We start from the raw sequence: 13,501 nt of genomic DNA on the forward strand, positions 1-13,501 counted from the left end.
TCCTTTCTCATTTCAAAATATTATGACATTTATCTATCTATATGTAAACACTCTCATTTTTCTGTGTGTAAAAAATAAATGATATTTAAAAATGATTTTCCCATGGCTTTATTCAAATATCAGAAACTTATGGGATTATACATTTTAACATATATATAAAGGGACTGTTGCGAACAGGACTGACAAAAGAATAAAAACTTGATAAAAGAAGGAGAACTTATAAAAAAGGAGACTTTTGATGTATCAAGTAGAAATGGTGAGCCTGGATTGAAAGCTGTCATAGGATAAATGCGCCTAAAATAAGCGATTTACGCTTTTTTAACCCCCTAACCCTATAAAAATCCATAACTTTGCCTCAAAAAAATCTTTTTTCTAGCAGAATTTTTTTAAAACCTCTCCCCATCATTTGTTTGCAATGGACCCTTTTAACGACGATAAAAAACACTGTTGAAGCAACACGCGATAATTGGTCTACTCATAAACGAAATAGCTCCTTTAATAAAAAATAATTTTTGCCATTGTATACATATGGCTTCTATTCATTTGTGGGGGGTGTTCTTGCTTAAGAAATTTTTTTAATAAAAAACACCTGCCTCTTTAATTTTTTCCTTAAGTATCTTTTGCTTTCAATTCCTCTCTACATTTTCATAAAAAATTGCGGTTTCCTTTTAATCTTCTATTTTAGCTGTCAAAATATCTATGATATCCTCAGAAACAGGGAAAGAATTTTTCGTATTCCTCAAAGAATCTGTTGATCCATCTTCTTCTTTTGGAATATTGGGTTTAGAAAGGGAAGAAGGAGAGTTTTTTCCATTGAAAGTTACATTAAATTTTTCCCTGAGGGTAAAAGTTTCATCGACAGTAAAAGAAGACGGTATATGATGCTCGATCATATATTTTTTTAAAGCTGCATCAAACTCAGCTATCTGGTCTTTTTTGCATCCTGTGTTTTGAGATGATTTTAGATGGGTCACTTTACCAGCGTCACTTTCTTTTTTTAAAGTATCGCTTAAAACTTTGATGCCCTCTGGCGATGTCTTTCCTGTATCAATATCAAGATGCTGGCCATTCTTATCGACAGAAATTCCGCTTTGTTCTTTAAGTTTATCTTGTGAGTCTTGAGATAAAGAAGATTTTAGCGTTGCTTGAATATGAACAGGAGCAAGATCGTGTGTCATTGTCATGACTTTTGCAAGGGCATTGAGTTCCTTAAACACAAAAACTCCGTGCCTTGACTTAACTTCATACGATAAAGAATCTTTACTTTCATGATACGTCGTTCCTGGATCTGCTTTTAAACCGCACGCAAAAACTTTTTGAACAAAAACACGATGAAGGCCTTGAGAATCAGCGACTTTATGTTTAGGAGCCGCCCTTTTATTTTCAATGCTGGCTTCAAAAGTGTCAGACTGAGAAGGACGTGCTTTAGCATCTTCATAGAATGTGTATAGAACTGAAAAAGGAAGCACTCCAAAAGCAAAAAGATTTTTTATTTTAAACATTTTCTTCTCCTTTATTTTTTATTTTTTTAAATGCGATTTTCTGATGTTTATTACAAAATCATCCCCTCCACAGAGTCATTAAATCATGTATTCTCTTTTTTAAAATGTCAACTTTAAAAAACTTCTTGTATATGCTTTTCAGAAAAGCGCAAATAATCTTTTTTCTTAATGTTTTTTTTCTCCTGGAACACCTTTTGAGGTTGAATATTCAAAATGTAAGGCTTCTCCTGGAAAGACTCTTGAAAAAATTGCGTGGGCTGCAATCGCTGCTTCTGAGAACCCTGTTAAAATTAATTTTAACTTACCAGGGTATGTTGCCACATCTCCAATGGAAAAAATACCAGGCGTTGTTGTTTCTGCGGTTGCAGGATTTATCGTAATATGATTTTTTTCAAGACCCAATCCCCATTCTGCAATGGGCCCTAAATTCATGGAAAGTCCAAAAAACGGTAAAAGAACGTCTGTTTCAACTGATTTTATAGCTCCATCCATGTCTTGAAGCTGCACAGCATTTAAAATTCCCGACGACACATCTCCCTCAAGTTTAAAAAGCTGATAAGGCGTTAGAATTTCAACATTCCCAGTCTTTGAAAGATTTTCAAGACGTGCCACCATCTCTGGTGCACCTCGAAATTTAGGCCTGCGATGAACCATCAAAATCTTTTTAGCAACTTCACTCAAAGAGACGGCCCAATCAAGTGCTGAATCACCTCCCCCAGCAATCATGATGGTTTTTCCTCGGAAATCTTCCCTTTTTTTAACACGATAAAAAATACTTTTTCCTTCATAGCATTCAATATGAGAAAGAGGAGGACGGTTAGGGCCAAAAGCACCGACACCTGCAGCGATAATAATAGCTTTTGAAATGAGCTCAACACCTTGAGATGTTTTTAAAATCCATTTTCCGGTTGAAAGTCCTTCTTTTTTTTCTGCTGAAATTTCAACAACCTGTTGATTTAAATGAAATACCGGAGAAAAAGGAGCGGCTTGTTTTTCTAAATTTTGAATCAGCTCTTCTCCTAAAATTTGAGGATATGCAGGAATATCATACAAAGGCTTCTCAGGATAAAGTGCTGTACACTGCCCTCCGACCTTATCTAAAGCATCGACAATATGACATCGCATCCGAAGCATCCCACATTGAAAAATTGCAAAAAGACCAACTGGCCCAGCGCCAATAATAACGACGTCTGTCTCATGAATTTGAGAAGGGCTCCTCTTTGACATATCTGTCTCCTTCAGAAAAAAGTTAAGGTTTGGGTTTAGACTTGCTGTTTTCTTTAAGACTCATTACAACTATTCTTTATGAAGAACCAGTCTCTTTTATTTACATGTTCTATAAACACCTTGCAAGAAACTCAGAAATGGGCATTGACTTTTGCTGCTTTATTACAAAAATTTGATATTCTTGCCTTAAAAGGAAATTTAGGTGCTGGAAAAACAACCTTTGCACGTTTCTTAATCCAAGATCTAACTTCTCTTCAAGAAGAAGTGCCAAGTCCAACTTTTACCCTTGTACAATCTTACGAAACACAAAAAGGCCCTCTTTTTCACTTTGATTGCTACCGCCTTGGACATGCATACGAAGCGCTTGAACTTGGCATTGAAGATTCATTTACACGAGGTATTTCTCTCATTGAATGGCCCGAGAAAATAGAAATCTTTCTCCCACAGAACACGCTTCTTTTGGATTTTGAAACTGGCCCCTCCCGTCATTTAAAAATATATGGCAATAAGCGTTGGGAAGAACGCCTTAGCCCTTTTTTATGTTCTCAATCATGACACTTTCTTCTGGCTTAGATTCTTGCTTTTCTAATCATTCGTTTCCAAAGCCAGGATTTTATACTCTCTCTTCAGATCTTCCCTTTTTAGAGACACTGGCAGAAAGCCTTTTCCACTGGACACAAAAATCCCCTTTTCTCCTTTCAAAATATACAATTCTTTTTCCAACGCAACGTTCTTTAAGAACATTCAAACACATCCTTTCGTCCCACGCACATGCTCTTTTTCTTCCGCATCTTTTCACTTTGAATGATCTCGCCCCAAGAGCAGAAGATTTCTTAACTTGTCTTTTTCAAAACATTTCCGTTGAGTGCCTTCAAACCCTTTCTCTTCCTCCACCACTCTCCCTTTTAAGAGGCAGGCTTCTTTGTGCAGAAGCACTTAGGCGAAGCGGAGGATTGTTTAATTATGCTTTAAGTCCCCATGCACAAGAAAATCTTTCAAAAGCGCTTCTTGAAACACTTGGAGAACTGGCATCCCACAATGTCTCTCTTCGTGATGGAGACCTTCATATTCCAGAAACCCATGGCATTCATTGGGAAAAAACAACCCTTTTCTTAAAGACAATTTTAGAAACATGGCCTTTGATCTTAAGAGCAGAAGGCGCTTCTGATCCTTTAACCTATGTCCAAGATCGTCTGAAAATTATATCCTCTTATCTCATAAAATCTCCTCCGACAGCCCCTCTTATTGTTGCAGGGATTCGAGGACTGTCGCCTGTTTTTATGCCTTTTTTGAAGACTGTCTTCAAAAGTCCTGAGAGCTTTTTTCTCACAGAAAACTGTTTGAGAGATTTTCAAAGTAAGGATTATCAAACTTTATCTCCAACACATCCTGCGTTTGAATTGGCTTCTTTTTTGTCAGAGCTTGATATTTCTCCATCTCAGATCAAACCATGGCCTTATCATTCAAAACAAAAAGATAGAACCCTGAGCGCGCGCTTGTCTTTTATCAATGAAACATTTCCAATAGATTCTTTGGCTGAGAAAAATTCTTCTTGTAATTTTTCTACTGCTCTTGAGAATGTTTCCTTTTTTGAAGCAACATCCCTTTTAGAAGAAGCACGTCTCATTTCTTTGAGAATGCGACATATTCTAGAGACGCCTCACAAAACAGGAGCTTTAATTACACCTGATCGTAAACTTGCTCAACTTGTTAAAACAGAGCTTTTAAAATGGGACATCATCGTCGATGATTCTGCAGGTACTTCTTTGGCTCAAACAACAGTTGGTCAATTTTTTCTAACAAGTCTACAAGTTCTTCTGTCCCAAGAAAGTCCGCTTCTCCTTATATCTCTTCTTAAGCATCCCTTTACACGACTCAGAAACACGCCCGAAGAACTTAATCAAATTCTTAAAACCCTTGAGCTCTATGCTCTTAGAGGCCTCAAAACATCTCCAGGGATCAAATCTTTTTTGCAACGCTTAAATTCTTTTAAGAGAGAAGATGAAAAAGATTTAAATGATGCTCTTCAAAAAGCTGAAGCCCTTTTAAAATATCTTGAAGAGATTATGGCCCCATTTAAGACTCTTCTTGAAAACGGGGCTCCTCCTGCAATACTTCTTAAAACTCACGAAGAATTTTTGAAGTCCCTGAGTGAAACCTCTGAAGGATCTTCTCTTCTTTGGCAAAAAGAAGAAGAAACAGAAGCCGTATCTTTGTTTGAAAAAATTGTTCAAGAAACCGAAAATCTTTCTCCTTTAAGTCGATTTTCTTATGAAAGCTTTTTGAAAAATATTTTTACGAAAACGAACCTTCAATTAACGCTAACAGAGCATCCACGGCTTTCTATTTTGGGGCTCTATGAATCCCGTCTTTTAAAAAAAGACTCCGTAATATTAGGAGGGTTGAATGAAGGAACATGGCCCGAGCTTCCTTCTCCAAACCCTTGGATTCATAAAAATTTGCGAGAAGCTCTTTCCCTTCCTCCCATGGACGCACAAATCGGAATTTCAATTCATGATTTTTTACATGCTTTTTTAAATAAAGAAGTATTGTTGACCCGCTCCATAAAAACCACTGCTGGCATAGAGAGACCCTCTCGTATTCTTGTTCATTTAATGACTTTTTTAGAGTCTCAAAATCTTTCTTTCTCTCCCCCTCCAGAAGCACAATTTTTAAAAGCTTTGGATCATTCTCCCCTTTCCATTCCCGTCCCTGCACCCCATCCAACGCCCCCTCTTTCAGCGCGTCCCCATCGTTTTTCTCCAAGTACGTTTGAACTCCTTATAAAAGATCCTTATGGATTTTATGCCCAAACTATTTTAAATCTTCACTCTTTAAAACCTTTTGAAGCCTCTCCAACAGCTTCTGACTTTGGAACACTCATTCACAGTTTTATTGAAAACCTTGTAACAAAACCTATTTTCCCATCAGAAGAAATGTTAAAAGCTGAGTTTAAAAGCTCCTCTCTTTATAAAGCTCTTTCAAAAGGAGATCAGTATTTTTGGACCTATCGATTTTTATGTCTCTTAAAGAATTTTTGGACCCAGCATGAAAAACGTCTTCAGAATCTTGAACTCTTAAATACATCTTATGAAGTCAATATTTCTCATCTTTTTTCTATTGCAACAAATCCGAAACCTTTTGAAATTAAAGGGCGTATAGATCGCCTTGAAGAGTTTTTTGATTCTTTCCATATTATTGATTACAAAACGGGAAGACTTCCAACAAAAGAGTCCATTGAAAGGAATCAGAGTCCTCAACTTTCTCTTTTAGGTCTACTCTTAAAAGAAAGCTTAATTTCTCAAAAACGTTTTTCAAAAAACATTTCCTTAAGTTACTGGTCCCTTAAAAAAGAAAACATGATTTCTCTTATGGTCTTAAAAAATCCAGAAACTCTCATCGAAAATACAAGACAGTTTCTGATGGAAATTTTAGACTTCTTCTATAATCAAGAAAATCCAGGACCTTTTCGAGCAACAGCCTATGCCCATTCAGCCTATGCCCATTTAGCACGCACTCAAGAGTGGGCAGGTCCTTTAGAATCTTTTTTAGTGGAAGAGACAAACTTTTAACGTTACTGAAAGAAATCAATTTCATGGATGAAAAAAACGGAAATACCCTACTTGTTGACGCGCCAGAAGAAACAGTTGTTATAATTGGAGGCAATCGGGGAATCGGATTGGGTTTTGTTCAACATTATATCTCACAGCCAAAATACACAGTCATTGCCACCTATCGAGACAATCAAAAAATAAATGAGCTCAAAGCTTTAGAAGAACGTTACCCTGGCAAAATAATCTTGTATCAACTGGATGTACGCGATGAAAAGAATGTTCATCAATTTGCGGATACGATTAAAAAAGGCATTGATATTCTTATCTTAAATGCAGGCATCATACAAGGGGCGCGCGGCTCTCATCCTCCCCATAACACATTAGAAGAAGCGCGAGAGCTGATGGAGGTAAATACCTTTGCGCCCGATAATCTCATGCGTACTTTGTATTTAAAATTATTAAAACCTCATAGCTGTTCTATCTATATGAGTTCGACGCTCAGTCATTCTGGAAGTAATATTGGAGGCAGATTTCATCATTATAGAGCAAGCAAAGCTGCAGGAAATATCTTTATACAGAATTGGAATATAGAACTTGCACGGATTTGGCTTGAAGAAAAAAAAGAAAGTTCTCACACACGTCCTTGTGCCTTTCCTATTTCACCCGGTGTTGTAAAAACGGATATGTCAGGAGGACCAAATTCCACGGCACCTCTAACGGTCGAAGAAAGCGTCACCGGTATGTCTGCCGTGATTGAAGCTGTACGGAAGCATAAGCAGTGTTCATTTTACCTTTATAATGGGGAAGTTTTGGAAAAGTACCCAGATCCCTTAGTGGTCCAAAACTTAAAAGTTGATTCTTAAAATTTAAAAACAATCCAAGCTTAAATGAGATGAATATAACATGTTATAACTTATTTAAAGGAGACCTCTTATGAACACAAATATTTATCTCGACACTAAGCTTTTTAACCACCTTGAAGAGTATATAAAAGCAAATAACCTAAGCCGAAGCTTTCTTATTAGAGAGGCACTCAATGCATGGTTCAAACAACATTCTAAGCCCAAATGGAAAGAAGGATTTTTTGACTTTAAACCAGCTGAAGATTTTCCATTGATACAGGAGTTAAGAGAAAATCTCGTAGATCCTAAAGAGGATCCTTTCATATGAAATATCTTTTAGATACATGCACCTTATGTTATTTCTTTAGAAAAGATCCAAACGTTCTTATGCATTTTAAAAGTTGCCTGCCAAATGATCTAGCATTTTCTTCTTTAACAGCATTAGAAATAGAATATGGGCTTAAACTTCATCAAGAAAAAGAAATTAAAATAAGACCTATTTGGGAAGAATTAACAAGCTTGATAACAATCCTTCCATTTGGAGAAAGGGAAGCCTGTTAGCAGGGGCTTTACGGGCTTATCTCACAAGAGCTGGGAAACTTGTTGGAGCCTATGATCTTCTCATTGGGGCGACAGCAAAAGTAAACCAACTTATCCTTGTTACTTCAAACGTAAAAGAATTCGTTTTAATCCCAGATCTAAAGATTAAAAATTGGAAAGAATGATAAATGTTTGTCTCTTATAAATTCCAAAATTACTTTTCTTATAGCGTTTAATTTTCTTCTATATTTTTCCTCAAAATTAAGCTAGAATTTTAACAAATAAATAAAAAAAACAGGGAACAAAAGGAAATATAAATGAACTATGCAGGGTTTTGGCGCAGACTTGGAGCAGGACTTATCGATCACATCTTGGTATATGGAATTATGGGAGCTTTTCTTTCTTTAATAGGAATGCCTGTTTTTTCTTGCCAAGGAGGGGTGAGTCACTGTGTTCATATAATCAACAACCATGAGTTTCTTATTGCGAGTCTTCATATAAATTGGGGCTGGCTATTGGTTTCTGCATGGCTTTACTTCTCTTTTTTTGAATCCTCTAAATATCAGGCCACACCCGGTATGATACTTCTTTCCATGAAAATTACAGATTATGAAAAGAAAAAAATTTCTTTTTGGCGTGCAACAGGACGTTTCTTTGCAAGCTATCTTTCTTCTCTCTTCCTCTGCATTGGATATATCATGATTGCTTTCACACCACGCAAACAAGCACTTCATGATTACATTGCAAAAACGCTTGTTCTTGTCACTAAACCGTAAAAATCTTAAACTTCTTAACTTAAATAGGTGTTTAAAATGCATTATGCAGGTTTTTGGAAACGTCTCTTTGCAGGGCTTCTTGATAACTTCATTTTATATATGGGTATTGCCTTTACTTTCTTTGTTTTAGGAAAACCTATCACTCCAGAAAATGGAGGATTTTCAAATATTACAAATATAAATTTCTCTGGAAGTTGGCTTTTTTTTGGGTGGATATATTTTGCTTCTTTCCAATCTTCTAAATTTCAAGCAACACCTGGAATGATGTTCTTTTCTTTACGCATCGAAGACTACCAAAAAAGAAGAATTTCCTTTTGGCGCGCAACCGGCCGCCTCTTGGCAAGCTATCTGTCTTCGCTTCTTTTTTGTCTTGGGTATATTATGATTGCCTTCACGCCGCGTAAACAAGCGCTTCACGATTATATTGCACGCACGCTTGTTGTCAAAAATTAAGATCTCTATAAAAGATTTTTCGAAGAAATATAAGAGAAGATATATGTTCTCTTTTAAAGAAACTTTTTTAAATTTAAGTCCCTCTCAATGAGAAAAAACTCTAATTTTTTAACCAAAAAGCAATCTTTTTTTATTGGAATTACAATTGGGCTGATTTGCCTTATTTATTATTTCTCTTACCAGCCTACTACAATCACTTCCTATGAAAGTTGTGACGTCTGTTTTTCTCCTCATGAACACTGTACTAATAAAATTATCCATTACATTGAAACTGCTGAAAAAACAATTTTTGTGCAAGCCTTTGTGTTGACGTCTTACCCAATAACAAATTCTCTTATCAAGGCTTTTAGGAGAGGTATAAATGTTAATGTCATTTTGGATGGGAAACAAGTTACATCAAAGCGTAGCCTGCATCCTCTTCTTATAGAAGCAGGCATTCAAGTTTATATTGATAAGATTAAAGGTGGGCTTGCCCACAATAAAATCATGATCTTTGATGAGGATATCGTTTTGACGGGAAGCTTTAACTTTTCAAAAAATGCTGACACAAAAAATGCTGAAAATATTCTTATTCTAAAAGATAAAGTTCTGGCAGCTCATTACCTTGAAAATTGGCGTCAAAGACGAGATGTTTCTATGCCCTTAATGCATAAAAACGGAAAAGAATAAATTTTTAAGTTACGCGTTAAACATTAAAACAATTGTTATAAATTATAATTTCTCTTAAGGGCCGCATATGTTTTCTCTAAAACTGGGAGATAATTTATAATATTTTTAAAAACACAAAGTGCATCTTTTTGACAATAGACTTGGGACGTGTTGTTTCGGTCATCTAGCATTTTTAACCAAACAGCTTCATTATTAATTAATGAATTAAACGCAGTCCTCTAATTGAATCTTCATTAAAGAACTGCGTAAAAGAATTTTAAGCATCCGTTATACGAATATTCCCGTAAGATAGAAGTCTAGAAAAGAAAGCTAAATTATTTTTTTTTTGCTTCTTCGACATGCTCTTCAAGTTCTACCTTAAGATCTGCCATTAATTTAGCGAAAGCCTCATCGAAGGTTCGTTTGCCATTAGCTACTTCTTGTGACAACTCATGCATTTCATTATGTACCGCATCATTATGAGCATTGGCTATATATGCACCACCCAGAATCAGAGCAGAAAAAGCACTTAAGAGTATTGTTTTTTTAATCATGATTTATATTTCCTTGAGTTGTATCATTTTAAAAAAATCTCTTTATCTTAAAGAGAAGGTGAAAGGCAAAGAAGTAAGTTGTTTTTCCGGTCTTTCTGTTTTTAAAGTCGTGAGGAACTTAATTCTTTGTCGTGGGAATATTAAAAGGATTTTTACTTTCGAAGTCAATCATATATGAGGGTAACAAAATTTATAAAGAATTTATTTACGAGACTTTTTTTGTTTTGTTTTTCATATTTAGCATTTACTCAACATTATAAGATAAAAGGATTCTAAAAGAGGGCATATACAAACTTTTTAACGCTCGCTTTAATTTCTTGACACGAGCGATCTAATGTACTAGCATGATATTACGTTAACACAGAAGGATTATTATGACCTCTCATTTTTTGCGCCCTTTAAAAAATCTTTTTGACTCTATTCTTATGCTGAAAACACCGCAGGAGATGGAAAATTTCTTTAAAGATCTCTGCACGCCCCAAGAAATTTCTGCGCTTAAAGAACGCTGGAAAGTATGCCAACTTTTGGAGGGCGAAGATCTTTCTTATCGTGAAATCCATAATCTTACGGGCGCGAGTCTCACAACGATTGGACGTGTTGCGCGCTTTTTAAAGGAAGAACCTTATCAAGGTTATAAAACGCTTCTTATGAAATTAAATCAGGAAGACCCCTCATGAACTCTATTTTATTTTCTCTCTTTCTAAGTATAAGTCTCCTAATTTCCCCCTCTCTTTTTGCAGAGTCTTTTAAAAAAGTTCTCATCAGCCAAGTTGCAGAACATCCAGCATTGAATTCAACAATAGAAGGAATCTTAGATGCTCTCAAAGAAGAAGGATATATCCCTGAAAAAAACCTAAAAGTTCGCGTTGAGTCAGCACAAGCAAACGCCGCTCTTGCAAGTCAAATTGCGCAAAAATTTGTCAATCAAGCACCTGATATTGTTGTCGGTGTCGGCACACTTTCAGCACAATCATTTGCCAAATATGCCCAAGAAGGTAAAGTCACTTTGGTGTTCAGTTCTGTGACAGACCCTCTCCAGGCAGGTCTCGTAAAAACGCTTCAAAATCCTTCTAATAATACGTCTGGTGTTTCAAATTTTGTAAAATTAGAACCCCAATTAGAACTTTTTAAGGCGCTGCAACCAAGCCTTAAGACACTCGGAATTTTATATAACCCAGGAGAGATTAATTCTGTCAGCATTGTCCAACAATTGGAAAAACTTTGTCCTCAATTTGGAATTAAACTTCTTAAACAAACAGCCAGCAAGACAGCCGATGTTTATCAAAGTGCCCTTAAACTTGCGCAAACTGTCGATGCTCTCTTCATTAGTAATGATAGCACGGCACTCAGCGCCTTTCAAAGTGTTGTTAAAGCTGCCGAAAGCACCGAAATTCCGATCTATGTAAGTGATACAGATATCGTCCAATTTGGCGCTGTAGCAGCCCTTGGCCCAAATCAATATGAAGTGGGAAAACAAACAGGATTTCTTATTGCACACGGACTTCGGGGTGCATCTATGGGAGACCAAGCTGTGGAATTTCCTTCTAAAACAGATCTTGTCTTCAATTTAGAAGCGGCTGCTAAAGCCCATATTAAGATTGAAAAATCTCTTTTAACACGTGCGGCTAAAATCATATCTTCTTCAGAAAGATCTTAAAATGACGGCTGCAGAAATACTTTCAAGCCTTGAGATGGGTCTTATTTATGGTATTGTTGCTCTCGGCATATATCTTACCTTTCGTATTATCGATTTTCCTGATCTTACCTGTGATGGAAGCTTTGTGTCGGGAGCAGCGGCCTCTGCCGTTCTTTTAAAAGCTGGAATACATCCCCTTTTAGCCCTTCTCTTTGCCCTTTTTCTTGGGGCTGTAGCAGGCTTTATAACAGGCATTCTTTATGTATATTGCCGGTTAACAAATTTACTGTCCGGCATACTAACGGCCTTTATGCTGTATTCTCTAAATCTAAAGCTCATGGGAGGCGCTCCAAACATACCTTTGTTTCACGCTTCAACTATCCTGGCACAATATCCTGTTCTTACTCTCATCACAATTGCCTGTATAATTTGGTCCCTCTGTAGCTATTTACTGACGACGGACTTTGGTCTCGCCTTACGAAGTATTGGACAAAATAAAAAGCTCGCGCGCATGTATGGCGTTCGTATTTCTTTACTGACGATGTATGGTCTTATTCTCAGTAATAGTCTTATCGGCTTAGGAGGGGCCTTATTCTGCCAGTATCAAAAATTTGCAGATATTTCACAAGGATTTGGAACGATTGTTATAGGTCTCGCAGCTGTTATGATTGGAGAAAAAATTCTTCCCTTTAGGTCAATGTGGATAGGCCCCCTTGCATGTATTTTGGGATCAATTGTGTACCGGTTCATTGTTGCGTGTGCACTGCATAGTGAATGGCTTGGCTTGGAATCCTCAGACCTTAATTTAATAACAGGCCTTATTATTGTATTCGTTATGCTCTTTTCATCTTTCTCTCCTAAAAGGAGGAAAAGTATATGTTAGAATTAAAAAACATCTTCGTTACCATAGGGAAAGACTCAGCCCTTGAACAACATGTCCTTAAAGACTTAAATTTAAGAATTTCCAAGGGAGAATTTGTTGTTATTATTGGAGGAAATGGCGCTGGAAAATCGACCTTATTTAATACGATTTCTGGGGAAGTTTTGCCGACAAAAGGATCTATCTTCCTTAAAAATATCAACATAAATCGGTGGCCAAATTATAAGCGATCTTCTCTTATTTCTCAAGTTCCTCAAGACCCACGCATTGCCACAATGGATGCAATGACCTTGGAAGAAAATTTAAGCTTTGCTTACATGCGTGGACAAAAAAGGACTCTTCTTCCTCAAAAAACCTCTCAACGCTTAAATTTCTTTCATCAAAAACTTTCTTCCTTGAATATCAATCTTGAAAATCGGCTGCATGAAATGGCTTCCAATTTATCGGGCGGGGAACGCCAGATTTTAAGCTTAATTATGGCAACACTCCACCCTTCAGAAATCCTTCTTCTTGATGAGATTACGGCTGCTCTTGATCCTAAAATGGCAGATCTTGTCATGAATCTTACACAAAAAATAGTCCATGATTCTGAGCAAACAACGCTTATGATTACCCACAATATGGATCATGCTTTAAAATTCGGAGATCGAACCTTGCTTCTTAAAAATGGAAAAATCGAGCATGAATTTTCTCGCAAAGAAAAACAATCTCTTACACCGGCAGATTTAAGCAAGCTTTTTAATGTTCTTTAAAAAATAGACACAAAAATGTCTGATCCCACCAAAAAGATCTATGAGTTCTCAAACGTTAAAGAAATGGGCTAAAAAAATTGGCACAAAGAATATCATTTTTTATTTTCCGAGAGTATGATACAAAACTTTCAATCTGC

Annotated in this window: 16 protein-coding genes; 12 read left to right on the forward strand and 4 right to left on the reverse strand. The window is 36.4% G+C overall.

Annotated features, from left to right (window positions below):
- Positions 1-668: 668 nt before the first annotated feature.
- Positions 669-1,502 (reverse strand): hypothetical protein, encoded by an 834-nt coding sequence (locus tag JSS34_07025; GenBank protein ID MBS0186073.1) that lies wholly within the window; start codon positions 1,500-1,502, stop codon positions 669-671.
- Between the two features lie 165 nt (positions 1,503-1,667).
- Positions 1,668-2,729: an NAD(P)/FAD-dependent oxidoreductase gene (locus JSS34_07030; GenBank protein MBS0186074.1), complete on the reverse strand. Its 1,062-nt coding sequence runs from the start codon at positions 2,727-2,729 to the stop codon at positions 1,668-1,670.
- Positions 2,730-2,807: 78 nt separating this feature from the next.
- Between JSS34_07030 and tsaE the strand changes: the two genes are divergently transcribed.
- The 8 genes from tsaE to JSS34_07070 all read left to right on the forward strand — a co-directional run bounded on the left by tsaE (position 2,808) and on the right by JSS34_07070 (position 9,563).
- The gene (gene tsaE, locus JSS34_07035; GenBank protein ID MBS0186075.1) at positions 2,808-3,284 is read left to right on the forward strand and encodes a tRNA (adenosine(37)-N6)-threonylcarbamoyltransferase complex ATPase subunit type 1 TsaE; all 477 of its coding nucleotides are present in this window, start codon (positions 2,808-2,810) and stop codon (positions 3,282-3,284) included.
- Entirely contained in the window at positions 3,281-6,301 is a 3,021-nt protein-coding gene (gene addB / locus JSS34_07040) for a double-strand break repair protein AddB (protein ID MBS0186076.1), read from the forward strand. The genes tsaE and addB overlap by 4 nt, the downstream gene beginning before the upstream one ends.
- Positions 6,302-6,324: 23 nt before the next feature.
- Entirely contained in the window at positions 6,325-7,146 is an 822-nt protein-coding gene (locus JSS34_07045; GenBank protein ID MBS0186077.1) for an SDR family NAD(P)-dependent oxidoreductase, read from the forward strand.
- A 70-nt stretch (positions 7,147-7,216) separates the two neighbouring features.
- The gene (locus JSS34_07050) at positions 7,217-7,453 is read left to right on the forward strand and encodes a CopG family transcriptional regulator (protein MBS0186078.1); all 237 of its coding nucleotides are present in this window, start codon (positions 7,217-7,219) and stop codon (positions 7,451-7,453) included.
- Positions 7,450-7,686 (forward strand): hypothetical protein, encoded by a 237-nt coding sequence (locus tag JSS34_07055; protein ID MBS0186079.1) that lies wholly within the window; start codon positions 7,450-7,452, stop codon positions 7,684-7,686. Before JSS34_07050 ends, JSS34_07055 begins: the two co-directional genes overlap by 4 nt.
- Positions 7,687-7,982: 296 nt before the next feature.
- Complete coding sequence (locus tag JSS34_07060) at positions 7,983-8,441, forward strand: RDD family protein (GenBank protein MBS0186080.1); 459 nt, start codon at positions 7,983-7,985, stop codon at positions 8,439-8,441.
- Positions 8,442-8,477: 36 nt separating this feature from the next.
- Complete coding sequence (locus tag JSS34_07065; protein ID MBS0186081.1) at positions 8,478-8,894, forward strand: RDD family protein; 417 nt, start codon at positions 8,478-8,480, stop codon at positions 8,892-8,894.
- Between the two features lie 87 nt (positions 8,895-8,981).
- A complete protein-coding gene (locus JSS34_07070; GenBank protein MBS0186082.1) occupies positions 8,982-9,563 on the forward strand; it encodes a phospholipase D family protein in 582 nt (193 codons plus the stop codon).
- Positions 9,564-9,598: 35 nt separating this feature from the next.
- Here JSS34_07070 and JSS34_07075 read toward each other — a convergent pair whose 3' ends face one another.
- Together JSS34_07075 and JSS34_07080 are read right to left on the reverse strand one after the other, a co-directional pair.
- The gene (locus JSS34_07075; protein MBS0186083.1) at positions 9,599-9,733 is read right to left on the reverse strand and encodes a hypothetical protein; all 135 of its coding nucleotides are present in this window, start codon (positions 9,731-9,733) and stop codon (positions 9,599-9,601) included.
- Positions 9,734-9,877: 144 nt separating this feature from the next.
- A complete protein-coding gene (locus JSS34_07080; GenBank protein MBS0186084.1) occupies positions 9,878-10,096 on the reverse strand; it encodes a hypothetical protein in 219 nt (72 codons plus the stop codon).
- Positions 10,097-10,470: 374 nt separating this feature from the next.
- On the opposite strand from JSS34_07080, the gene JSS34_07085 reads away from it, so the two are divergent.
- From JSS34_07085 to JSS34_07100, 4 genes are read left to right on the forward strand one after another with little or no spacing between them, the layout of a single operon-like run.
- Positions 10,471-10,773, forward strand: coding sequence for a transcriptional regulator (locus JSS34_07085; protein MBS0186085.1), 303 nt, complete (start codon positions 10,471-10,473; stop codon positions 10,771-10,773).
- A complete protein-coding gene (locus JSS34_07090) occupies positions 10,770-11,753 on the forward strand; it encodes an ABC transporter substrate-binding protein (protein ID MBS0186086.1) in 984 nt (327 codons plus the stop codon). Before JSS34_07085 ends, JSS34_07090 begins: the two co-directional genes overlap by 4 nt.
- Position 11,754: 1 nt before the next feature.
- A complete protein-coding gene (locus tag JSS34_07095) occupies positions 11,755-12,615 on the forward strand; it encodes a hypothetical protein (protein ID MBS0186087.1) in 861 nt (286 codons plus the stop codon).
- On the forward strand, positions 12,609-13,364 hold the full coding sequence (locus JSS34_07100; GenBank protein ID MBS0186088.1) for an ATP-binding cassette domain-containing protein: 756 nt from the start codon (positions 12,609-12,611) through the stop codon (positions 13,362-13,364). Before JSS34_07095 ends, JSS34_07100 begins: the two co-directional genes overlap by 7 nt.
- Positions 13,365-13,501 lie beyond the last annotated feature (137 nt).

It is taken from the genome of Pseudomonadota bacterium (genome assembly GCA_018242545.1).
Taxonomy (GTDB): Bacteria; Pseudomonadota; Alphaproteobacteria; order 16-39-46; family 16-39-46; genus 16-39-46.